Here is a 24059-nt window from a genome sequence, read left to right on the forward strand (position 1 = left end):
TCCGGGTCTTAATAGATTTCTACCAGGTCGTTTTTGTGTGAGATGTTAATCTGGAGGGTTTTCTCCATAATGTCCAGTACTTCTTCAAGCGGCAAGTTACGGAAGCTGGCAATAAGTTTCTTATCGGCCAGTTGTTCATTGCGGATCACTACCTCTACATGGTAGCAATTTTCCAGGGCAGCCGCTACAGCAGTCAGTGGGGAATCTTCAAAAACAAGCTGTCTTGTTTTCCAGGCCAGAATATTATTGTTTTTCTGGGGCCGCCTGGTTTCAATCTTCTGATTAGCCGTTGCCAGTGCTGCTTCAACACCAGGAGTGAGGGTTACTTTATTGTCGCTGCCTTTAAATGCAGCACTTACTTTTCCTGTTTGTACAAATACTTTTACGGCACGGCCATCGTCTTTTACATTAAAAGAGGTGCCTAATACCTGGATGGCTACTTTATCCGTATTTACAGAGAAGGGAGCATCCGGCTTTTGTGCGACATCAAAAAAGGCTTCCCCTTTTTCGATAGTAATATGACGGGTTTTAAATTCCCTGGGGTATCTGATGCTGGTATGTGCATTCAGGTATACCATGGAACCATCCGGCAACAGGAGGCTATCCTGCTTTTGTGCTGTTTGTTTTACCAGATATGCTGGTTGGTGGAAAATAGTATATCCTGCCACCAGCAATAAAATGGCAGCTGCAGCCCACCAGTAGCGGGGAGATATCTTTTTAACAGGGGTAACAGTTGAAGGCGCGACCGTCAATGGCTGTGGGGCATCGAGTTGTGTTTCCAGCTGTTCCCATTGCCGGGTAGTATTATAGGAGGAAATAGCAGGCAGCACATCTCCCTGCCAGAGGGCACGCATTTCGAGGAAGATGTCCAGATGGCCGGCATCCTGCTGCAGCCACTTATCCAGTGCCAGCTTGTGTTGCTCGTTCTCCGGATCTTCCAGATATTCGATTACTACTTGTATGTCGGGTTGCGTATTCATGTCTGCTTAATAATAATACAATCAATAGGGGGAGTACCACTAAGCGGAATTAAAAAAAAGTTAAAATTTATTTCCGCAAACTAAAAAGGTATTTATTGTTGATTTAAGGAAAGTCTCAGCTTTTTCAAGGCAGTGGTGAGATGAGCATACACCGTATTAATAGAAATATTCAATTGGGTGGCAATTTCTGTAGGAGAATGTCCTTTCAACCGGCTCATTTCAAACACCCGTCTGCATTGCTCCGGTAGTTTTTCCAGGGCAGCATGGTACTGGGCTATTAACTCTTTGTGTTCCAGTGCTAAATAATCGGTAACGGAGGCCGTTGTAAACAACTGTTCGCGGGTGTAAGTTTGTTTCCGTTGTTCTTTTTTGATAGCATTGAGACAAGTATTCACAGTGGCCCTGGCCAGATAATGCTGCACAGGCGATCTTTCGTCCAGGAGTGTAGCGCCTCTCCACAAATTGAGGAACACATCCTGCACCACATCATTGGCTTCATCTTCATCCTTTAAATAACGAACGGCTATATTATACATGGAAGGGGAGAAATGTTTGAATACTGCTTCAAACACAGCTTTATCCCTGTTCCTGATGCCGGCAACTATTTCCGCATTACTTAAATGCATCATTCCTTTTAATTTATGCGTTGAGTCCTTGGGTTATTAATGATCCTTTATTTTTCCTGCCAACTGCATCATTCCAGCCGCGAATTTACATTACAAAATATTAATATGACCGCTGTATTCATTTACTACCGGGCTATTTATTTACTTGAAAACTTTTTTTTAGTAAGACTAATGGTAACCATCCGGATGATTGTATTATTAATGGAAAGGGCATCAGGATGTTTAGCATTTAGCTACATCAAGCGAGTAATGCAAAAACCATGCTTATTATCCGTCATCATTATTTAGTCACCATTATTTTACATCATACTAAATTGAAAAGCCATGAAAAAAGTAATCACAGGAACACTCGCAATGGTAGCCGTAACAGTTGGATTGTTTGCATTTAAAACTGCTGATGCCGGAATGATTACCGGTAAATCTGCAACAGATAGTGCCGCTGTACTGGCAGTTGACTCCCTCAAAGTAATTGACTCATTAAAATCCAATGATTCCCTAAAAGCGGTAGAAGCTGGTTCTATCACTGGTAAAGTGAGCCCTGCAGACGGTGCTACCGAAGTAGAGGCCACTGAAGGTGAAACCAAGCTGACTGCAACTATCACAGAAGGCGCGTTCACTATTAAAGATGCCAAAGCCGGAACTTACACCGTAGTTGTAAAGGGCAAAGCTCCTTACAAAGATGCCACTATCAAAGATGTGAAAGTGGAAGATGGTAAGCCCACGGACTTAGGCGAAATTAAACTGGAACAATAGTCGCTTATCAGGAACAATACTAACCATAGTTTTTTATTGCATGATTGTTCCCCAAATTCTAGCCGGCTTGCACACCGCAAGTCCGGCTTTTTTTGTCCAGTTTAACAAATGTTAGGACTTTGTTAAATTATAAATATTGTACTTTCGGTGGCTGATTAAAAAGCAGTTCCGGATTTTATGCGTACCGTTCTTCTCCTTCTCATTTCCAACACATTTATGACTTTTGCCTGGTATGGTCACCTGAAATACCAGGGAGTAGCACTTTGGAAAGTCATTCTCATCAGCTGGGGAATTGCATTTTTTGAATATTGTTTTATGGTACCGGCCAATCGCTTTGGTGCCCAGGAAGGATTTACCGGATTTCAGCTAAAAACCATACAGGAAATCATCACACTCACTGTCTTTGCACTCTTTGCCATCTTTTACCTGAAAGAGCCTTTCCGCTGGAATTACCTGGTTTCCTTCGCCTTTATATTAGGGGCTGTTTATTTCATGTTCAAAAAATAAGAAAGGCGGCTGTCAGCCGCCTTAAAATAGTATTGTTATGGTCTGTAGAATTAATCGTTGATCATTATCTGGTTATCCTCACTTCATAAAGCGCTAGATCATAGTTGGTAACAGGGTACAGCCGCTGCTGTGCCTGAATAGTGTCAATGAAACCCCGTGATTTGTAATCCCATCCATCATAATTTTCCCTCCGGGAGTAATTAATTACTATTTTTGAAACTCTGTAAACCGCGTATTTATACATGTTTTTAAGAATTTATACCACACTTGTTTTAATCTTCACTGCCTGTGCGATATCCTATGCACAACCATCTCCTGCACTTAATGCAGCTGATATCAAATTGCAGTTGAAGAAACTGGATGTTTTGGGCAGTGTTTTATATTTTGCCGCTCATCCTGATGATGAAAATACCCGCCTGTTGGGGTATCTGGCCAAGGAGAAGTTATACCGCACCGGATATTTGTCGCTTACCCGTGGTGACGGAGGACAAAACCTGGTGGGAAATGAGCAGGGCGAACTGCTAGGGTTGATCCGTACACAGGAGTTGCTGGCTGCCAGGCGCTTAGATGGTGCGGAACAGTTTTTTTCCCGCGCACAGGATTTCGGGTTCTCTAAAAATCCGGAAGAAACATTTACTATCTGGGATAAAGATAAAATACTGGCAGATGCCGTTTGGGTAATCCGGAAATTCCAGCCGGATGTGATCATCTGCCGGTTTCCGGCGGATAGCCGTGCAGGCCATGGCCATCATACGGCTTCAGCTATAATTGCAGCGGAAGCGTTTACTGCAGCGGCAGATCCTAAAAAATATCCTGAACAACTGCGTTATGTAAAGCCCTGGCAAACCAAACGGTTGTTGTGGAACACCTACAACTTTGGAACCCTGAATACCACTTCCAATGATCAGTTTAAGATAGATGTGGGGGTATATAACTACCTGCTGGGAAAGGGATATGGGGAAATTGCAGCAGAAAGCCGCTCTCAGCATAAAAGCCAGGGGTTTGGTGTGCCGGCGGGCCGTGGTTCGTCAATGGAATACTTCACCACCATTAAAGGTACTACACCTGAAAAAGGGCTGTTGGATGGGATTAATACTACCTGGCAACGTGTACCCGGAGGACAGGCTGTCGAACAATTGATGGCTAAAGCCCTGGCTGGCTATAACATGGAAGATCCTGCTGCCAGTGTACCCGCTTTGCTGACTATACGAAAAGCTATCCAGGCACTGCCCGAAAGTTATTGGCGTAACCAGAAACTAAAAGAAACAGAACAGCTCATCCTAGCTGCTTCCGGTATATGGGTGGAGGCATACAGTACTACTGCTACGGTAGTGCCCGGGCAGCCTATGGAGGCACTGGTACAACTGATCAACAGAAGTAAGATCCCGGTAAAACTGCAGCAACTGTCTTTACCCGGAAAAGATTCCAGCATGGGAGCGCAATCATTGCCTTTCAACCAGCTGGTAAGTATTTCTAAAGCTTTAATGGTACCGGCTACCACGCCGGTTTCTCAGCCTTATTGGCTGGAGGAAGCGCATGCGCTGGGTACTTTTGAAGTAAAAGACCCGCTGGTTATCGGGAATCCGGAAAATATCCCTGCTCTGCAGGCTGTGGTGAAACTGAACATAGGAGGGCAGGATTTTACGATTACCCGTGCGTTGCAATATAAATATACCGACCCTGTAAAAGGAGAATTGTATGAACCATTGGTCATTGCTCCTCCGGTAGTTGCTAACCTGAACAATCAGGTATTTATTTTTACCAGTGCTACGCCACAAACTGTACCAGTAAAGCTGAAGGCCATGGCCGACAACACTACAGGAACCGTACAGTTACAGCTGCCAGCCGGCTTCAAATCTGCTGAAAGCAGCCTGCCGTTTTCCCTGTCAAAGAAAGGAGATGAAATGACAGTACAGTTTAATATTGCTCCTGTAAAAATGAATGGGCATAACCGGGTGGATACTTTTACCGTAGCTATGAACTGCAACGGCAAGCAATACACGCAAAGTATACAGCATATTAATTATGATCATATACCAGCCATTACTTTATTCCCACAGGCTGCTGCCAGACTGGTGGCGGTAGACCTGAAACATAACGGAAATAAACTGGGGTATATACCGGGAGCAGGTGATATGGTAGCGGCCTCTCTCAGACAGGTAGGGTACGATGTAACGGAACTGGGAGAAAAAGATATTATGGGAGGCAACCTGCAACAGTATGATGCCATCATCACCGGGGTCAGGGCTTATAATACCAATAACCGTCTTAAATACTGGCAGGAAAAACTGATGAACTATGTTAAAGAGGGTGGCGTGCTGCTGGTACAGTACAATGTAAATAACCCATTGGTGACTACCGCATTGGGACCATATCCGTTTAGCCTTTCCCGCGACAGGGTTACGGATGAAACTGCACCGGTAAAACTACTGCATCCGGATCATCAGATAATGCAATATCCAAATACTATTACTGCCGCTGACTTTGAAGGATGGGTGCAGGAAAGGGGATTATACTATCCGGGTAATGTGGATGGTGCTTATGAAAAACTATTTGAGATGAATGACCGTAATGAAGCCCCCCTGGATGCAGCTGTTATTGTGGCCAACTACGGTAAAGGAAGATATGTGTATACCGGGTTGTCGTTTTTCCGGCAGTTGCCCGCTGGAGTACCTGGTGCCTACCGTTTATTTGTAAATCTGATTTCAGCAAAAAAGTGATATTGAATTATATGGGAAAAGAACAAGAGGGAAACCGGGCTCGGCTCAATATAGGTGCAGGATTATGTATTGTTATCGGCCTGTTGATTGGGTTTGCGATTAAGCGGGTACATATAGGTCTGATGATAGGACTGGGGCTGGGGTTATTGAGCGGTAGCCTGTTGCGTAAAGGAAGATAAATCAGCATTTGGTCATTCATAAATGATAATCATATGGAAAATGGTAAACCTCCACTGTTCCCCAACTGGGGCATATGGTATGCAGTAGTGATTATTTGGTTACTGCTGCTGATTGAATTTTTCTATTTATTCACTAAAACATTTTCATGAGTCTTATTGATTGGATAGTACTATCAGTAGCACTGGCAGTAATAATACTGTATGGTGTGTGGAAAAGCCGGGGCCAGAAAGACATGGACAGCTATTTCCTGGGTAATCAATCGATGCCCTGGTTTATTGTATTGTTATCCATTATAGGTACCCAGGCTAGTGCCATCACCTTTTTATCTGCTCCCGGACAGGCCTATACAGATGGGATGCGGTTTGTACAATATTATTTCGGATTGCCATTGGCAATGGTGGTATTATGTATCACTTTTGTACCCATTTTCCATAAGCTGAAAGTATATACGGCCTATGAATTCCTGGAAAAACGTTTTGATCTGAAAACGCGTACGCTGACAGCCATGCTTTTTCTTATCCAGCGGGGACTGTCTACCGGGATCAGCATATATGCTCCTTCTATCATTCTGTCTTCCTTATTAGGATGGAATATCTACTGGACCAATATAATTATGGGCGGGTTGCTGATCATTTATACCGTAGCCGGAGGTACTAAAGCAGTATCTTATACGCAAACCCTGCAGTTGGCAATCATCTTTGCAGGCATGTTCCTGGCCGGGTGGATGGTAGTGCATCTGTTGCCACCAGATATAGGTTTCAAAGAGGCACTGCATGTATCTGGTAAAATGGATAAACTGAATGTGATCGTTACGGATTTTGACTGGAAGGATAAGTATAATATCTGGAGTGGTACTATCGGTGGTTTTTTCCTGGCGCTGTCTTATTTTGGAACTGATCAGTCGCAGGTAGGACGGTATCTTACGGCACGTTCTATTACAGAGAGCCGGCTGGGGCTGCTGATGAATGGGCTGGTTAAAGTGCCTATGCAGTTTTTAATACTGATGATAGGGGCGCTGGTATTTGTATTTTATATGTATTTCAGGGCACCTATATTCTTTAATGAGGCCCAACTGGCTAAAGTCCATACAACAGCTGAGGGGCCTGCCTTGAAGCAACTGGAAAGTACTTACCAGCAGTTGTCTGAACAGAAACATACCCAGGTAAAAGCCTTGTCGGCAGCGTTGGCTACCAAAGATGAAGCACAGATAGGGCAGGCTAAAACAGCGTTGCAACAAACAGAGCATACGGCTGCTGGGGTGCGGGCGGAAGCGATCACTCTGATCAAAAAGGCGGACCCTGCTGCCGATACCAATGATACTAACTACATATTCCTTCACTTTGTAGTGAATAATTTACCCAAAGGCCTGGTGGGACTGTTGATTGCCATTATTTTCCTGGCAGCGTGGGGAAGTATTGCGGCAGCTTTAAATTCGCTGTCTTCCACTACCATCGTGGATGTTTACAAGCGAATGATTAACACAAACGATACGGAAGAGCACTATTTCAAGGCTTCCAAGTGGTGTACGCTGGTATGGGGAATATTTTGTGTAGCAGTTGCACAGTTTGCCAGTGAGTTGGGCAGCCTGATCGAGGCCGTGAATATTCTGGGGTCCCTGTTTTATGGGGTCATATTGGGTATTTTCCTGGTTGCCTTCTACATTAAACGGATCGGGGCCACGGCAGTATTCTGGTCGGCTATTGTATCGGAAGTGCTGATCATCACTATTTATAAATCAGATATTGTGTCCTTCCTCTGGCTGAATGTAATAGGATGCTTGCTGGTGATTGTGCTGGCAGCTATCCTGGAAGTAACGATGCCTAAAATGCGGAAGGCATAATTTTTAGCCATTAAAGCTAAAAAAACAGCCGCTCTCCAACAGGGAACGGCTGTTTTGGTGACAGGCAAAGCAAAATGCTATTTATGCCGGTTCCAGCGCAAAGGCAGCTAATCCGGAAGCATCACGGGAATATAACCGGATGTTGCCGTCAATGGTTAATACACTTACACTTAGTTGTTCTGCAAATGCGCCTTTGCCACCGCTGCTGCAAATACCCAGCAGTGTATCCGGAGAAAAGGTTTTAGAAAAGATGCTGGCAGTGCTGCGTACATATGGTACACCATCTCCTGCAGGAGCGTCGCCAATGACCATACCGCTTACATTGGTAGCATTTTTTTGTGCCGCATCATTACAGGTACCTTTCTGTACTACAAAGCCAAAGTTGGCAAAGTTGTTAGGATGGTAGGCCTGGAATGAGATTTTTATGAGGCTGTTATTGTTTTTTTGCGCTGGGTTATATTTAACGAATCCGCAACAATCGGTTGAAGCGTCTACATAATCAGGTCCGGTGAGTATTTTTATTTTGTCAACGGCTGCTTTACATGATTGATTGTCGATCCGCATCAGCATTTTATAGGCCGAAACGTTTCCACCGCTTTCAATCAGCATATTGTCTGGGGCCAGGATACTTGGGCTGAAAGTATCCGGTTTGGGAACCCGGAAGAACTGACTGGCCTTCGGAACATTTACCAGGTGCCCGGCACCATTGAACAATTCCAGCTTAAATTCATAAAGCCCATCTCCATCCAGTTTGGAATCAAAGGTTACACTCACCGTGTTCTGGTCCCAGAAAGGGCTAGATTCCGGTGCATTTACAGGGGCCATAGCAGGGCTTGTAGGAGGGATGATGTACAAGTCAGGGGTACCGCCAATAGGGTAGGGCCCAAGTTTAAAGCTGTTGGAGCCAAATTGTTTATGGCCGCCACCATCTATATATTCAAATGTATAGCCTTTGCTGATGGGGTTACTCAACCTGGTATAAGCGGTGATGCCGGTGTCAGACAGGTCTGCTTCTTTTACCTTGCGGTAAGACCAGCGGTAATATTTAACACCGGTAGATGGCAGGCCGCTGCCAAACTGAAGCAGGAAGTAGAGTCCGCCACCAAATGGTTGGCGGTAATCGCCGGAGGTGACCTGTGATAAGGTGACTACGGCATCTGTTAAGCCTATACGGTTAAAACTTTTTCCCTGGATGGTAACCAGGTCATCCACCTGTTTGATACGGGATACACTGGCGCCATGGCCAATGCTTTTTACCCATACAATGTCACCATCTATCACATCACTGCATTCCCAGCGAACGCGGTCATCCGTAATTTTAATATTCACCTCACTGCCACATACAAAATCCCAATAGGTGTAGCAGGGGATAGGTGGCTTATATACAGTGGTCCATACACCATCTATAAAATATTCTACCCAGAAATACAAGTCGGGATGATCTCCATCCACCCAATACACGATAGTGGTGTCAAACTTACCGTTGTAATCAGTATATACGGTTTTAATTTCATCACTCCGGTAAAAGTAAGGCCATATCCAGGGGATGAGGCAGAAATATGGATGAAATAACTGCAGATTTGCCTGCAGGGTATTCCGGATAGCACTTACATTGCCGGATAGCAATTGTTGTTTGATTTCAGGGGTAATGCTGCGCAGTACGTTTTCACGTGCTACCGGCGTAATCATAGACTGGGCACCGGTTATACGTGGGGCTGCTTCGGCTAAAGGATGAACATCTAACGCCAACGGGCGTATTTCTGTGGCTATTTCAGGCCGGATTACTGTTCCGGGAAAATGAATAGGACCAGGGTCCGGGATTGGAATCGGAATGGGGCGTTCCGGATATAATATAATGTCCGGAATCTTTTTGATGATGTAATCGGGTATTTTAGGCAGCAGCCACCATATTTTATCTATTTCACAGATATGTACGCGAGCATGACAGATAGGCCTGTTCTGCGTTACGCCGCTCATGCTAAATGTTTTGTACACATTGCCTCTTACTCTGCAGAAACGTAGTTTCCAAAGCTTCAGCAGATTGGCAGGGATGGGTAATACCTTCAGATTGCCTTTGGGATCAAGATTTAAAACCGGTTCATAAGGCTTGAACCGCTGCAGATCTGCAATGGTAGTAGCTGTTTCCAGCCTTTCGTCACCGGCGGGAACAATAAATACACGGGTATCTCTTATACCTCGTGCAGCCATTTTAAAATCCGCTTTATCACCGGTTACGGCGACGGATTCCATCAGCTCGCCTTTCCGGTTGAACAGGAAGGCCTTTAATGGAATGTTTTCCTGGGGTTTGGACTCAAAGCTGACGGGGATACTCAGCTTTAATTGTTCTTTTGCCATGATAGATAGTTTTTCAGTTTTAATAATGGGGTGTTGTAATCATAAAGACGTGCACTGCATTGCACATTGATTGATAGGAACAGATTTACATGATGCTTTAGCATTTTGGGGTGTATCAATAAAAAACAAGCTGATGATTCACAACATTCCCTTCAGAAAGTGTAAACGTTGATTTTTCACAAGTAATCTTAAACGTGTTTTTTGGGGGTGTGCGTTTATAAGCATAAACGTTTTAACGGATACAAATATAGACACATTTGTGCATGCCAGCCAAGAGAAATAATACGGATAATTATGCCGGCGTATATTTACTGGTGGCGGTAGGACTGGAACGATAGCAGGTGAAACGGGGGAGATAAACGGAGGAATAATCAGGGTAAATGGTGGTATCGGTAAACACCTGTTTTAAAAATAAAAATGTCATCCCGGAAAGAGATGACATTTTTATCTTTAAAAGCAATAGATGCTTATAAGGTAGCAAGCAGTTTATTGTTCAAAGCTACATAATCATCGTTCTGAGCTTCTTTAGCCAGTTCAATAGATTTTAAGGCAGTAGCTTTAGCACCCGCTTTATCTCCGGCTTTAGCCTGGATCTTAGCTTTCAGGTGATACATGTAGAATGCTTTCGGATTCTCTTTTACCGCAGCATCAACCCAGCCCAGTGCTTTTTTCAGGTCTTTGCCGGTTTCAAAGTAATAGGCAGCAGCCTGGAAATAAGGTTTCTTATCAGATTTCATTGCTGCATCAATATCAGCAGTAATTTTGCCATCAATGTTAGCAGTGATTTCTACAGGTACCATGGTTTTATCCCATAGCAGCATCATCGTCATGGAAGAAGGCATTACCTTATCAAAATTGATCATAAAGCTTTCCACTTCGATGGGCATATCAACTGAATTAACGCTAACACGTACCACATCATTTTCTGGTTTGTAAGCAGCCGGGCTGGTTACATCCAGGCTTTTGGTCAGGATAACTGTCCATTCAGAACGGCCGGGAATAGTTAATAAACCATATTTACCAGCTTTTACCGGTTTACCGCCGAAGTTAATATCTTCTCCAAAAGTGATGGTAGTAGCGCTGTTGGCACCTGTTCTCCAGACTTTGTTATTAAAAGGAACCAGGTCACCCATAATCGTTCTGCCTTTCATAGCAGGACGGGAATAGCTTACTTCTACCGCAGACAACGCAAAATCCTGTTTAATAGTTTGTGCGGGGCTGGGAGCAGGCATCTTAATACCCTGGGCAAATGAGGAAGAAGCGGTCAGCATAAGCAGGCTGCACATGGCAGGCATACAATAGCGTAAAGGTTTCATATTGGTGGCATTTTTAATGAGTGTAAATGTAAGCCTATTATTCAATAATTCCGTTGCGGAAAGCATATAAAACTAAGCCAACACTATTCTTAACATTGATTTTTTCAAGGAGTTTCTGACGGATCCCCTCTACGGTGCGGGGGCTTAAATAAATCTCTTCCGAAATTTCCTGGGTGGTCCGTTCATTACAGATCATACGCAATACCTCTACTTCCCGTTCGTTTAACTGGATTTCATTGCTCAGCGTAGGTTTGATCTGCTGTTTGTTTTTATGTAATACCTTTTTAAGCAGGGCAAGATTTACGTTTTCATTAAAATAGAAGCCTTTGTCATGTGTGGTACAGATGGCCTCATAGATCTCCTCCGGTTCTGCATTTTTGAGCAGATAGGCATTGGCACCATGCTCTATCAGATGTACGATGAAGTTATCATCCTCATACATGGTCAGGATAATGATTTTTACCTGCGGATATTTCTCTCTTACTTTAATAGTAGCTGCGATGCCATCCATATTAGGCATCTTCAGGTCCATGAGAATAACGTCCGGCATTTGTTGTTCCAGATGCTGAAGCAGGTGCTCCCCATCTTCAGCTTCAAATACTACATTGATGTTTTCATAGGGAATGAGTGTATTAATCACTCCACTGCGGAATATCTTATGGTCATCCGCAATTGCCACTTTTATTAAATGTGCCATAGGGTGACAGTTGATTGAGAGGTATTTTTAGTCATGTTAAGATGTTGTAAATCACAGTTTTGTTAATTCAAACCAGTAATCGGCGGCAATTTACCAATAAAACAACATAAGTATCAACTATTTAGGCAACCGGCTGATAATTTTCCACTTTTATCTCCGCTATCGTTCCTTTGGGGGTTCGTTGTACAAAATTGATATTTCCATCTATAATATTCAAGCGGCTTTCAATATTTTTTAGCCCCAGGCTATCATTTTTTTTACGGGAAGTTTCGAGGGAGGTCAGCAGTTTCCCATTTCCATCATCTTCAATATTGATAGTCAACAGGGTAGGAGAACTCTTATAGGTAATGACAATTTCACTGGCCTGGGCATGTTTCAGGATATTATTAATTAATTCCTGCACTACCCGGTATATATTCAATGCCTTTTCACGGTCTACCTTTTGCCCGTTGCCAGCTGTTTTAAAGGCGATCTGTACCTGTTTGTTCTTGTTCATCAGGCTGCAAAAGGAGTCCAGTGCATGTGCCAGCCCCAGGTTGTCCAGCGCCTGGGGGTGCAGGCTTTGAGAGATGTACCTCAGCTGCTGGATAATGATATCTGTAAATTCCTTGGTTTCTTTCAGGCGCTCCTGTTCTCCGTTGCCGGTTTTCAGATGAGGCTGCAATCCATTAAGATTTAGTTTAAGGACAGACAGTTGTGCACCTACTTCATCATGCAGATCCTCCGCAATGCGCTTTCTTTCCAGTTCCTGTCCTTGCAATACTGCAATCAGGCGCTCTTTCTGTAGCTGCAGGTCTTTATCCCTGATCGTCAGTTTATGTTGTACTACCTGCTTTTGTTGCAGGATCACCAGTACTACCACCAATATTCCAAAGGTTAGCATTACTGCTGAACCTATCACAATAATGTCCACTATATTCATGGCGCCACTCTTTTTACCTTTAAAACGCCAATATAAAAAAGAATTACCTGAATAATGCCTGAAATATAGATGAGGGCAAGTAACGTAATGGTGGTAATAGCATTGGTTTGCAGAAAATTATAGCTCAGGTTAAAGAGGAAGGAGCAGCACAGATAGATAAACAAACCGGCATTAAACCAGAAAGCAGGTAAGGAGTTAATGTAAATAGACTTTTGTATCAGCTCTTCATCACGGAGGAGTTGGAAGAAGAAAAGGACTCCGTAAGATATTAAAATAAAGGAACTGATGGAAGTAGAAATGGAATTAAAAAACCTGAGCCCTTCCAGTTTGGAATAGTCGATTACAAAAATACCTGTCGCAATTCCGGAAACAATCCTGATCAGCTTGCGTAAAAAAGGAGCGTGGATAACATGATAAAAGAAGATAGAAAGGATAACGAACTGGATAAAATACATAATAGTCATAAACCACATATTATTTCCAGTGGTTCTTAGTAAATCAGAGCCAACCGCAAACAATAAACTGACGACCAGATAGTAGTAAATGCATTTCCCGGCTTTATTAAGTTGTTTGTATTTGATGGTAAAGGGGATCAAACACAGTGTTTCGATCCCCACCATACAATAAAAAATAGTAACAAGAATATTCACTTATGTTCCTTTAGAGGGGTTCTTAGGGTTTTGTAGAGCAATAGGTTGGACATGGAAGGCCAGCATCAAGCAATAATGCCGGTGCCCCTGCACTTTTAGCAACAGCTTCAGTAGGGCCTGCCGGGAGGATATCATCCCCGTTCTTATCTACGCCTACCAATACCATTGTCTTTTCTTTTACGCCATCTCCATCAGTGTCAACCTTTATACCATAATAAATACGCAGTGCTACACAGTCAGGATGGCTTAGTAACTCAATTACTTTCTCCTTACCAAAACAGATGGCTTTGGTATATCCTTTTTTCTTCTTTTGAGACTGGTCATCCTCATAATTCAATCTTAGTTTCATCGCTGTTTCCAGGGAAATAAATTCACCGGCATCGGGAGGAAAAGGTTTTTTCGCATTTGTACTCATGATTGGGTATAGTTTTAGTGGCGGTAAAATTATTATAAAAAATGACTTATCCAACTAGCTGATTGTCATAGCACGTTTGTGCTATGCTGCGGTATAGGTGCATGAAATATATCCTGGAGGGGGATTTTGGAGGGTATCCTAAGCCGTGCCAAAATTGGGGTTTGCGTACTTTTCCCCTAAAAATGCGTAGAACTACGCATTTCTATTTTCTAGGGGTATAACGCTTGACAGGGATAGATTACTTTCCAACCTTTGCATCAACAACCGGAATTTAGACAATATAAGATTGTAACTACTATTGCCGTACTGGAATTAAAATTTGGCCTTTCTACCTTGTTTGTTTTTTATTAAAGTATGCAGAGGGTTTACTGTTGCCTTAAACAGTGCCATTTAAGATAAACTCGTTAACCTCTTTTTTAAAAATTTAACTATGAGTTACTTTTTAATTGGAAATATCTCTGCACTCATTAGTGATGATTGTATTGAGCCGCTGGCAAATGCACGGATTCGTGTTTATCTGCCGGAAGCGGGGTATCAGGCAGCTCAGGCAGACGTTGACCGTTTCAGGGATTTGTGTGAGCTAACAGAAAAGGAGGTACTGCTGAAAGCAGACCGCCTGCTGGCAGAAACCAGGTTAGATGAAGATGGCAGCTTCAACCTGGAATGGGAACAGCTCCACTTGTTTACGGAGCCACTTGAACTGGACCTTTGTCTGGATCAGGTACCCGGAAAAAGTGCTGGCAGGCGGCTGAGGCGTCAGTTTAATATGAGCCGGCTGGTGCCACATTGGAAAAGATCAAAAACAGGATACCTCGCTGCATTCGCCTATGTAGTACCAGCGGCCCAATGGAGTGATATCAGAGAACAGGCTGGTGCCTGGGTAATAGCAGGTACTGTAAAGCACCATCACTCGCAGGAAGGGCAGGCTAAACTAAAAGTGGAAGCTTATAGTGCCTTTAACGGACAATTGCTTGGTACCGCTTTCACCAATGAATATGGGCGATACAAGCTGCATTTTTCCAGAAAAGACCTGTCGGCAGGTGTGCTCATGCCCGTTATGCATGGCAGAAGCAATGCAGGTCCTGACATCTATTTTAAAATATACCGTAATAATAAGCTGGTGCTGGCCGAAAACGATCAGGCCTCCTCATCAGCAAACAGACAATGTATTACTCCCTGTACCAGGATCCATTTAACCTATAAGCCGTCTGTAGTGAAAAGGGCATCCAGGCATATCGCCAGCTGGCTGCATAGTTTTATGGCATCCCCGGGGGCAAAACTTAACTCACAACGATATCTTGTTAAAGATTATCCCCAGGTTTGAGAACCCCGATACACAAAAGCAGCTACCTTACTCTAAGCCAGTTCCCCCCAGGTAGCTGTTTTTTTATGCTGAAAACAGATGCCCAGAGCAGCATTTCCCCTGATCTTCAAGGAGGGAGAAAAAGGAAGCTAAAAACGGGGATGGTAGCGCTGTAAGGTATCCCGGAGATATTCCCGGTCCAGATGGGTGTATATTTCTGTAGTGGTGATGCTTTCATGCCCCAGCATTTCCTGAACAGCTCTCAGATCAGCTCCCCCTTCCACTAAATGGGTGGCAAAGGAATGCCGGAAGGTGTGAGGGGAAACCTGCTTGGTAATGCCAGCCATGCTGGTCAGCTCTTTGATCATCAGGAAAATCATTACCCGGCTTAATGCACTGCCGCGGCGGTTGAGGAAAAGAATATCTTCCTGTCCTTTCTTGATGGCTATCTTTCTGCGGTCGTCCAGGTAAAGGGTAATATACCGGATAGCATCCCGGCCAATGGGCACCAGTCGCTCTTTATTGCCTTTACCAATCACATTAATAAAACCTACATCAAAATGTAATTGCGATATTTTGAGATTGATCAGCTCACTTACCCGTAATCCACAACTATACATTGTTTCCAGGATGGCTTTATTACGGTGGCCTTCTGCTTTATCCAGTCTTACCTGCGCGATCAACTGTTCGATCTCCTCAAAGCTGAGTACATCCGGCAGCTTGCGCTGTATCTTAGGCGCTTCCAGCAGTTGAGAGGGGTCATGGGTGATCCTGTCTTCCAGTAATAAGTATCTGTAAAATGCTTTGATGCCCGCAATGATCCGCGCCTGGGAAGTGGCGGTCATGCCAAGTGCAGCAATCCACTGCACACAATCGTGCAGGTGATCAAGTGTTACCTGGGCAGGGGAAATGGGTTGATTGCTCCCTGACAGGTATTGCTCCAGCTTTTCTACATCACGGAGATAAGCTTCAATGGAATTGGCTGACATGGCCTTTTCCAGTTGCAGATATGCTTTGAATCCTTTTCGGTCAATTTCCCACATATATTTATTTTATCAATTGGCGTGGTAACCCGAATGTATATACCAACAGGCAAAGGTAATGATTGCCATCACCATCCTGCTACTTTGTTCATTAATCTTTGCCAATCGATGCATATTTGAAAACAGAGTGGTCCATTTATTAGTAATTATAGAATAATATAGTATAGTCTAAAAGTTGAATATGTTAGAAACTGTCGATAATCGCCGCTTTGGTTTTGAAGGATGTTCATAATTAATATGGTTTAGTTAAAATAGATTTAATAAAAACAGTTGTTCTTTTACTATTTTTACGACCATCAAGCCGTTTTATTTTCCATTATTTTTAGAGAAAGTATCATAAAAGTTATATGTCAGACCTCTCGATGAAGAAGATCCAAAAGCTTTTAGTAGCAAACCGGGGAGAAATAGCTGTCCGGGTTTTAAGAGCAGCAGCAGAATTACGTATCCGTACTGTGGCTATTTTTACTTACGAAGACCGGTATTCCCTGCATCGCTATAAGGCGGATGAGGCCTACCAGATCGGGAAGGATGATGACCCCCTGAAGCCTTACCTGGATATTGAAGGAATTATCTACCTGGCCAAAACCCAACAGGTGGATGCTATACATCCCGGATATGGATTTTTAAGTGAGAACGTACAGTTTGCCCGCCGTTGCCGGGAGGAGGGCATCACCTTTATCGGGCCGGCTCCGGAAGTTATGGCCCAACTAGGGGATAAAGTTGCTGCCAAAGAACTGGCCAGAGAAGCAGAGGTCCCTCTGATTGCGGATAGTAACGTAAAACTGGATCGCGTAGAGGTCGCATTGTCAGAAGCCAGGCGTATAGGCTTTCCGGTAATGCTGAAGGCCGCTGCTGGTGGCGGCGGAAGAGGAATGCGTATGGTGGCGGAAGAAGCTGCTTTGGTGAAAGCATTCAGTGAAGCACGTAGTGAAGCAGCCAAGGCATTTGGCGATGATACCATCTTTATTGAGAAATTTATTGAAGAGCCCAAACATATTGAAGTGCAGCTGATGGGCGACAACTACGGCAATATTGTTCACCTTTATGAAAGGGATTGCTCCGTGCAACGCCGTTTTCAAAAAGTGGTGGAAATTGCCCCATCCCCTAATCTGCCACTACATACCCGGGAAGAGATCTATGAATATGCGCTCCGCCTGGCCAGAAAAGTGAAGTATAATAATGTGGGAACGGTAGAATTCCTGGTGGACAAACACAACAAGGTGTATTTCATTGAGGTGAATCCGCGTATTCAGGTTGAGCATACGGTAACGGAAGAAGTGACTGGTATCGATATTGTACGTTCCCAGATATTAATAGCCGAAGGACACCGGCTTTCTGATCCAGAAATTTTCCTGAAAGGACAGGAGGATGTAAGATTGAATGGGTTTGCAGTTCAGTGCCGTATTACAACGGAAGACCCTGAAAATGCCTTCACTCCGGACTATGGTACCGTGATCGCTTACCGGAATGCGGGGGGCTTTGGGATTCGCCTGGATGAGGGTAGTGCCTATTCCGGTGTGAAAATATCTCCCTTCTTTGATTCCATGCTGGTGAAAGTGACTGCCTGGGGCCGTACGCTTTCAGGGGCATCTGCCCGCTTGCACCGTACCTTACGCGAGTTCCGCATACGGGGGGTGAAAACAAATATCCGGTTCCTGGAAAATGTAATTACCCATGATACTTTTCGTAAGGGTAACTGTACAGTAGCCTTTATAGACAAACATCCGGAGTTGTTCAAACTGTCACAGATCCGCGACCGCGCTACCAAAACATTGATGTACCTGGCGGATGTAACGGTAAATGGCCATCAGGACGTGAAAGTAAAGGATGCTGCCAAGAAGTTCAGGATCCCGCAGATTCCGACCTTTAATCCACTGGCACCATTTCCTGAAGGTACCAAGAACCGGTTGGAGCAAATGGGTCGGGAGGGCTTTACCAAATGGCTGCGGGACGAAAAACCTGTGTATTTTACAGACACCACCTACCGGGATGCTCATCAGAGTTTGCTGGCTACCCGGGTGCGGACCAATGATATACTGGCAGTAGCGGAAGGATATGTTAAAAATAATCCCCAGCTTTTTTCAATGGAAGTATGGGGAGGCGCCACCTTTGATGTAGCGATGCGCTTTTTGCATGAATGCCCCTGGCGCCGTTTGCAGCAAATGAGGCAGGCAATGCCCAATGTATTGCTGCAAATGTTGTTCCGTGGCTCCAACGCTGTAGGCTATTCTGCCTACCCGGAAAACCTGATTGCCAAGTTCATAGAAAAATCATGGGAAAATGGAGTGGATGTGTTCCGCATCTTTGACTCACTGAACTGGGTAGAGGCGATGACACCAAGTATCCGTTTTGTAAGAGAAAATACCAACGCGCTGGCACAGGCGGCCATCAGCTATACCGGGGATGTGCTGCAATCCGGTAATAATAAATATAACCTGGGATATTATATTGACCTGGCCAAACGCCTGGAGGATGCCGGCGCGCACATGCTGGCGGTGAAAGATATGGCAGGGTTACTGAAACCGCAATCTGCTGAGATGCTGATAGGTTCCCTGCGGGAAGCCGTGCAGCTCCCGATTGTATTGCATACGCATGATACCGCTTCTGTACAGGCGGCTACCTATCTGAAAGCTATTGAAGCAGGAGTGAATGTTGTGGATTGTGCGATTGCTTCTCTCAGCGGACTTACTTCCCAGCCTAACCTCAACTCGATGGTTGCCATTCTTGATGGCCATGAAAGAAGTATGCCGATGGATCAGCGTTCGCTGAATGAATACAGTAACTACTGGGAAGATGTAAGAGAGTATTACTATCCTTTTGAGTCAGATATGAAATCCGGCACTGCCCAGGTTTATGAAAACGAAATACCCGGAGGCCAGTATTCCAATCTGCGCCAGCAGGCAGAATCGCTGGGGCTGGGAGGCAAGCTGGAAACTATTAAAAAGAACTATACAATTGTAAACCAGTTGTTTGGTGATATCGTAAAAGTAACCCCCAGTTCTAAAGTAGTGGGTGACATGGCGTTGTTTATGACAGCCAATGGTCTTACAGAGGCCGATGTGCTGGACGAAACAAAGAACCTCTCTTTCCCTGCTTCGGTTACCGGCTTCTTCAAAGGAGAGCTGGGCGTTCCTTATGGTGGGTTCCCTAAAAAACTACAAAACATTATCCTGAAGGGAGAACAGCCGCTTACGGGCAAACCGAATGACAAGCTCCCGGCGGTAGACTTCGACAGTGATTTTGCTGCTTTCCAGCTGAAGTATCCTCAGGCAGAATTCCTGGATTACCTCAGTTATCATATGTTCCCTAAAGTGTTTGATGAGTATTATCACCATGCCATGGTATATGGTAATGTGGAAGCGATTCCTACCCCGGCATTCTTTTATGGACTTAAACTGGGAGAGGAAATACTGATCACCTTAGGGAAGGGAAAAACGATCATTGTTAAGCTCCTTTACATTTTACCTGCGGATGAAAGTGGTATGCGAACCGTGGTATTTGAACTGAATGGTTATTCCCGGAGAGTCCAGATCAGGGATAAAAGTGTGGTGAGTGTGCTGCCTGCCAATAAGAAAGTGAATAATCCTGAGCTGGAAATAGGGGCACCTTTACAGGGTAAATTATCCCGGTTGCTGGTTCGTCCTGGCGACGAGGTAGAGCTGAATACCCCCTTGTTTATCATCGAAGCAATGAAGATGGAGACAACCGTAACAGCTACCCGTAATACCAAAATTAAAGCGATTTACTTATCAGAAGGAAGTATGGTAACACAGGACGATTTAGTCGTGGAATTAGACAAATAAGCCTTGTAGCGAGTTTGAATCTTGCAAAATCTTGCAGGTATTAAAGTTGTCCAATAGATTTGTTGATATAGTTTATTGAAAATCAGTTAATAGTAATTATAGAATAATCATTGCCTCCAGGTGCTGTTTCATGTATCTGGAGGTTTTTTTATGACCTTTTTGCAGGAATGAACCACTAAAATTGTACATTTCTATGGGGTAAAAGTCAGGTAAAAGGGGCCTATAAGAGGATTTGGGGCTTTAATTAAAGCGATGTATGATATTATGTAATTCATTTCATTAATTATCAGCTACTTAATGTGTTAAAAATAATTCAAAAACACCCATTCAGTATCCCAAGCTATCATCTACTGGTTTTAGTCAAAATCCCAGGATGTTCCATTAAAAAAGTACCTGCTGGAAATTCCAAATTTGTCTTATTTGTCATCCGGATTGTCATTCGGTTTTCTCACCTCAACTTGTAGCTCTAAAAATACCTGCTCAATAAATATCACTTTTCGCACCTCAAAAAAAAGGGTTGCCTGCCGAAGCAAACAACCCTTGTATAATTTATTAAGGTACTGATCTTAGAATTTCTCCAAACCGCTGAAGAAGAAGTTACCTTCTATTTCAGCATTTTCATCAGAGTCAGAACCATGCACCGCGTTACGACCGATAGATTCTGCATACTTTTTACGGATGGTACCTTCTGCAGCATTAGCAGGGTTAGTAGCACCGATCAAATTGCGGAATGCTTCAACTGCATTGTCTTTTTCAAGAATAGCAGCCACAATGTGACCACTGCTCATGAATTCAACCAGTTCACCATAAAAAGGCCTTTCTTTATGCACTGCATAAAATTCACCAGCCTTTTCACCAGAAAGTCTGGTCATTTTCATCGCTACGATACGAAAGCCAGCTTCAGTGATCATGTTAAGGATACCGCCAATATGCCCGTTTGCAACTGCATCAGGCTTAATCATAGTAAATGTTCTATTGCTCATATATAGTAAAATTCCGATTAACTAAAATGGTGATTATTGTAAGACAGGCACCAATTGTAATGCCATGTCGGTCATCTGGCATCAGATATCTGGCATTTGTCGCCCTGTTTTTAATCCGATGTGCAGGCCGCAAAAGTAATCAGAATTTGTTTAGTGGTAAAAAAATTTGAAAATGTGCCTCAAATAAAGAACTTTGCACTTCATTTTCTTTTGGAAACGGTTACAGGTGTAGTACCTTGTAAATAAATTATATTACAGTTTTTGAATGAAGTCAATAGAGGAAATTAAGCCTTTGCTGGAAAGCCCGAAAAAAGTACTTATTACAATGCATCAGAAACCTGATGCAGATGCAATGGGTTCATCACTGGCGTTGTTCCACTACCTGCGTCAAAAAGGGCATGAAGTAACCGTTATATCCCCCACGAATTTTCCAGACTTTTTGAAGTGGATGCCGGGTGCTGATCTGGTTATAGATTTTGAATCTATGCAGGAAAAAGCATTGAAAGCTATGGAAGTGGTAGACCTGCTTTTCTGCCTCGACTTCAACGCCTTGTACCGTACCAAACATATGGCTCCTTACCTGGAAAAGCTGAGCAGCATTAAGATACTCATTGATCATCACCTGGAGCCGCAGCCTGATTTTGATTATGGAGTGAGTGATACCACCGCGAGCTCTACGGCCCAATTGGTGTATGAAACCATTTACAAACTGGGAGATGAACAGTATATTAATGTGGATATAGCCAGTTGTATCTATGCCGGCACGGTAACGGATACTGGTTCTTTCCGTTTTGCTTCTACCAGTTCAAGGGTGCACCGTATGGTGGCCGACCTGATGGATAGGGGACTGAAACACGAAGTAATCCACCAGGAGATTTATGATAACTTTCTGGAAAACCGTCTGCGTTTCCTGGGCCACAGCCTGCTGAACCGTATGGAGGTTTTTTATGAGTATAATACCGCCATCCTGGCGATCCCTTATTCAGATCTGAAGCGATTTGATCTGCAAACAGGTGATACAGAAGGACTTGTTAATTTCCTGTTATCCATACAGGGAATTAAACTGGCAGCACTTATTATTGACCGTAATTCCGAAGTAAAGCTGTCTTTCCGCTCCAAAGGCGGGGTAGATGTCAATACTTTTGCCCGGAAGTATTTTGAAGGTGGTGGGCATTTTAATGCCGCAGGAGGCCGGAGTTCCGATTCGCTGGATAAAACCGTAGAAAGATTTATTAAAGCAATAGAAGAAAACGAATTATTATTACAGTAGCGTAATTGAAACTACTAATACAATCAAATGAAAAAGAACAATCAGTTATTGGTTGCAGCGTTAGGCCTGTTTATAGCCAGCTGCGGTACAGGTACAGGTGTGAAAAAGACGCCAAACGGTATTGAATATACCGTTCACAAATCCGGTAGCGGTGCACAGCTGAAACTGGGCGATACTGTTTTAATGAACATTACCCAAAGTCTGAATGACTCCGTAATGCAATCTTCCCGTAAAATAGTAGGTGCTCCAATTCCAGTGGTAGTAGCTAAATCCATGGATAAATATGATCTGATGGAAGGTATTGCCTTGCTGAAAGAAGGTGACAGTGCTACTTTTGCAATTCCCTGGGATTCTTTACCAGAACCTCGCCCTCCATTTGGTAAAAAAGGTGACAAGATCAATGTAACCTTTGCCGTAGAAACCAAGTATTCTTCTGCATTACAAAACGAGAAAGACGAAAAGGTAATCAAGGAATATGTAGACAAGAACAAACTGAAAGCTACAAAAACAGCGGAAGGTGTTTATATCGCAGTAAGTCAGGAAGGTGCAGGTGATCAACCTAAAGCAGGTGATACCGTATCTGTACACTATACTGGTAAATTGTTGAGTGGTAAAGTATTTGATTCCAGCCAGGATTCAACTTTACGTCCAGGTATGCCTTTAGAGCCTATTAAATTCCCTATCGGACAAGGTATGGTAATTAAAGGCTGGGATGCTGGTATCGGTGCTTTGAAAAAAGGTTCCAAAGCCACCCTGGTAATTCCGTCTTCATTAGCTTACGGTTTACAAGGTAGCCCTCCGGCAATTCCTGGTAACTCTGTACTGGTGTTTGATGTAGAACTGGTGGATATCAAAGCTGGTAAAACGCCAGCTCCGGCAGCTAAGTAATAACTGTTATAAGTATAAAAGCGGGTGTCTCAAAGTCTGAGGCACCCGCTTTGTATTTGGAGGGGCCGGAATGTTCATAGCTGTATCGTTTGCCCACCTGCGCTCATGTTGTCAATTTTTACCAATGGCAGTTTTTTCTTATTTTTAAGTTATTATTAGCAATGCATTGAGTAAGCATTTACTACCAAACGAACAGGAGTTATTAATACAGCTGCAATCGGGAAGCCATGCGGCATTCTCCGAATTATACCGGCATTACAGTGAACAACTCTATTATAATATCCTCGCTATGGTGAAGGATCCTGTGGTGACAGAAGAATTGTTGCAGGATATTTTTGTGAGGATATGGCAAAAAAGGGAGCACCTCCATATTGAACAGCATTTTGCCGGATATCTTTTCCAGGTAAGCCGTAATTGCGTAATAGACTTCTTTCATAAAATACAACGGGAACAGGAAATTTATAACCGGATCAAGGCGCTTGCTACAGATCAGTATACCCATATTGAAGAAGCCTTGACGGACAAGGAAAACAGTGAACTGTTTCAAAAAGCGGTAGCCGCCCTGCCTCCACAGCGCAGAAAAGTATTTGAACTCTGTAAGGTCCAGGGATTATCCTACCAGCAAGCCAGTGAACAACTAGGCGTTTCACTCTCTACCATTAAAGATCATATGGCAAAAGCCCGTGATTTTATAAAGGAATTTATCCTGAACAACCAGGAAATCACTTTAGCACTCTATTTATTCCTTTGCTGGCACCGGGAAAAATAATTATTTCAAAAAAAGATGATTGGTAAGCCGATACTTTTT

21 protein-coding genes are annotated in these 24059 nt (G+C 43.6%); 10 read left to right on the forward strand and 11 right to left on the reverse strand.

The features are described 5' to 3' along the window. Window positions 1–8: 8 nt before the first annotated feature. On the reverse strand, window positions 9–980 hold the full coding sequence (locus ABR189_RS07270; RefSeq protein WP_354659802.1) for a FecR family protein: 972 nt from the start codon (window positions 978–980) through the stop codon (window positions 9–11). A gap of 92 nt (window positions 981–1072) precedes the next feature. After that, window positions 1073–1609 (reverse strand): RNA polymerase sigma-70 factor, encoded by a 537-nt coding sequence (locus ABR189_RS07275; protein WP_354659803.1) that lies wholly within the window; start codon window positions 1607–1609, stop codon window positions 1073–1075. A 321-nt stretch (window positions 1610–1930) separates the two neighbouring features. Here ABR189_RS07275 and ABR189_RS07280 point away from each other — a divergent pair, with 321 nt between their 5' ends. The 5 genes from ABR189_RS07280 (at window position 1931) to ABR189_RS07300 (ending at window position 7606) form a co-directional block, all read left to right on the forward strand. Continuing rightward, complete coding sequence (locus ABR189_RS07280; protein ID WP_354659804.1) at window positions 1931–2359, forward strand: carboxypeptidase-like regulatory domain-containing protein; 429 nt, start codon at window positions 1931–1933, stop codon at window positions 2357–2359. 177 nt (window positions 2360–2536) lie between these two features. Further along, window positions 2537–2866: a DMT family protein gene (locus ABR189_RS07285; protein WP_354659805.1), complete on the forward strand. Its 330-nt coding sequence runs from the start codon at window positions 2537–2539 to the stop codon at window positions 2864–2866. 242 nt (window positions 2867–3108) lie between these two features. Then, window positions 3109–5586, forward strand: a complete 2478-nt coding sequence (locus ABR189_RS07290; protein WP_354659806.1) for a PIG-L family deacetylase — start codon at window positions 3109–3111, stop codon at window positions 5584–5586. 11 nt (window positions 5587–5597) lie between these two features. Next, window positions 5598–5765, forward strand: a complete 168-nt coding sequence (locus tag ABR189_RS07295; protein ID WP_354659807.1) for a hypothetical protein — start codon at window positions 5598–5600, stop codon at window positions 5763–5765. 146 nt (window positions 5766–5911) lie between these two features. Next, the gene (locus ABR189_RS07300; protein WP_354659808.1) at window positions 5912–7606 is read left to right on the forward strand and encodes a sodium:solute symporter family protein; all 1695 of its coding nucleotides are present in this window, start codon (window positions 5912–5914) and stop codon (window positions 7604–7606) included. An 81-nt stretch (window positions 7607–7687) separates the two neighbouring features. On the opposite strand, the gene ABR189_RS07305 is transcribed toward ABR189_RS07300, so the two are convergent. The 7 genes from ABR189_RS07305 to ABR189_RS07335 form a co-directional block, all read right to left on the reverse strand. After that, window positions 7688–9961: a hypothetical protein gene (locus ABR189_RS07305; RefSeq protein WP_354659809.1), complete on the reverse strand. Its 2274-nt coding sequence runs from the start codon at window positions 9959–9961 to the stop codon at window positions 7688–7690. 292 nt (window positions 9962–10253) lie between these two features. Then, complete coding sequence (locus ABR189_RS07310) at window positions 10254–10385, reverse strand: hypothetical protein (protein ID WP_354659810.1); 132 nt, start codon at window positions 10383–10385, stop codon at window positions 10254–10256. A 43-nt stretch (window positions 10386–10428) separates the two neighbouring features. Next, window positions 10429–11277 carry a DUF2911 domain-containing protein gene (locus ABR189_RS07315; protein WP_354659811.1) on the reverse strand — a complete coding sequence of 283 codons (849 nt, stop codon included), beginning with the start codon at window positions 11275–11277 and terminating at the stop codon, window positions 10429–10431. A gap of 37 nt (window positions 11278–11314) precedes the next feature. Next, complete coding sequence (locus tag ABR189_RS07320) at window positions 11315–11974, reverse strand: response regulator (protein ID WP_354659812.1); 660 nt, start codon at window positions 11972–11974, stop codon at window positions 11315–11317. A gap of 121 nt (window positions 11975–12095) precedes the next feature. Next, the gene (locus tag ABR189_RS07325) at window positions 12096–12896 is read right to left on the reverse strand and encodes a sensor histidine kinase (protein WP_354659813.1); all 801 of its coding nucleotides are present in this window, start codon (window positions 12894–12896) and stop codon (window positions 12096–12098) included. Next, window positions 12893–13360: a hypothetical protein gene (locus tag ABR189_RS07330; RefSeq protein WP_354659814.1), complete on the reverse strand. Its 468-nt coding sequence runs from the start codon at window positions 13358–13360 to the stop codon at window positions 12893–12895. Before ABR189_RS07330 ends, ABR189_RS07325 begins: the two co-directional genes overlap by 4 nt. A 208-nt stretch (window positions 13361–13568) precedes the next feature. Further along, window positions 13569–13961: a hypothetical protein gene (locus tag ABR189_RS07335; RefSeq protein ID WP_354659815.1), complete on the reverse strand. Its 393-nt coding sequence runs from the start codon at window positions 13959–13961 to the stop codon at window positions 13569–13571. A 430-nt stretch (window positions 13962–14391) separates the two neighbouring features. On the opposite strand from ABR189_RS07335, the gene ABR189_RS07340 reads away from it, so the two are divergent. Continuing rightward, entirely contained in the window at window positions 14392–15285 is an 894-nt protein-coding gene (locus ABR189_RS07340; protein WP_354659816.1) for a hypothetical protein, read from the forward strand. Between the two features lie 128 nt (window positions 15286–15413). Here ABR189_RS07340 and xerD read toward each other — a convergent pair whose 3' ends face one another. Next, window positions 15414–16307, reverse strand: coding sequence for a site-specific tyrosine recombinase XerD (xerD, locus tag ABR189_RS07345; protein ID WP_354659817.1), 894 nt, complete (start codon window positions 16305–16307; stop codon window positions 15414–15416). Window positions 16308–16654: 347 nt separating this feature from the next. Between xerD and ABR189_RS07350 the strand changes: the two genes are divergently transcribed. Then, window positions 16655–20110 carry a pyruvate carboxylase gene (locus ABR189_RS07350; RefSeq protein WP_354659818.1) on the forward strand — a complete coding sequence of 1152 codons (3456 nt, stop codon included), beginning with the start codon at window positions 16655–16657 and terminating at the stop codon, window positions 20108–20110. 566 nt (window positions 20111–20676) lie between these two features. Here ABR189_RS07350 and ABR189_RS07355 read toward each other — a convergent pair. Further along, window positions 20677–21093, reverse strand: a complete 417-nt coding sequence (locus ABR189_RS07355; protein ID WP_354659819.1) for a nucleoside-diphosphate kinase — start codon at window positions 21091–21093, stop codon at window positions 20677–20679. Between the two features lie 265 nt (window positions 21094–21358). On the opposite strand from ABR189_RS07355, the gene ABR189_RS07360 reads away from it, so the two are divergent. The 3 genes from ABR189_RS07360 to ABR189_RS07370 all read left to right on the forward strand — a co-directional run bounded on the left by ABR189_RS07360 (window position 21359) and on the right by ABR189_RS07370 (window position 24020). Further along, window positions 21359–22363: a DHH family phosphoesterase gene (locus ABR189_RS07360; protein ID WP_354659820.1), complete on the forward strand. Its 1005-nt coding sequence runs from the start codon at window positions 21359–21361 to the stop codon at window positions 22361–22363. 27 nt (window positions 22364–22390) lie between these two features. Then, the gene (locus ABR189_RS07365) at window positions 22391–23251 is read left to right on the forward strand and encodes an FKBP-type peptidyl-prolyl cis-trans isomerase (RefSeq protein ID WP_354659821.1); all 861 of its coding nucleotides are present in this window, start codon (window positions 22391–22393) and stop codon (window positions 23249–23251) included. Window positions 23252–23417: 166 nt separating this feature from the next. Next, entirely contained in the window at window positions 23418–24020 is a 603-nt protein-coding gene (locus tag ABR189_RS07370) for an RNA polymerase sigma factor (RefSeq protein WP_354659822.1), read from the forward strand. Window positions 24021–24059: the final 39 nt, after the last annotated feature.

Source organism: Chitinophaga sp. H8 (assembly GCF_040567655.1).
Taxonomy (GTDB): Bacteria; Bacteroidota; Bacteroidia; order Chitinophagales; family Chitinophagaceae; genus Chitinophaga; species Chitinophaga defluvii.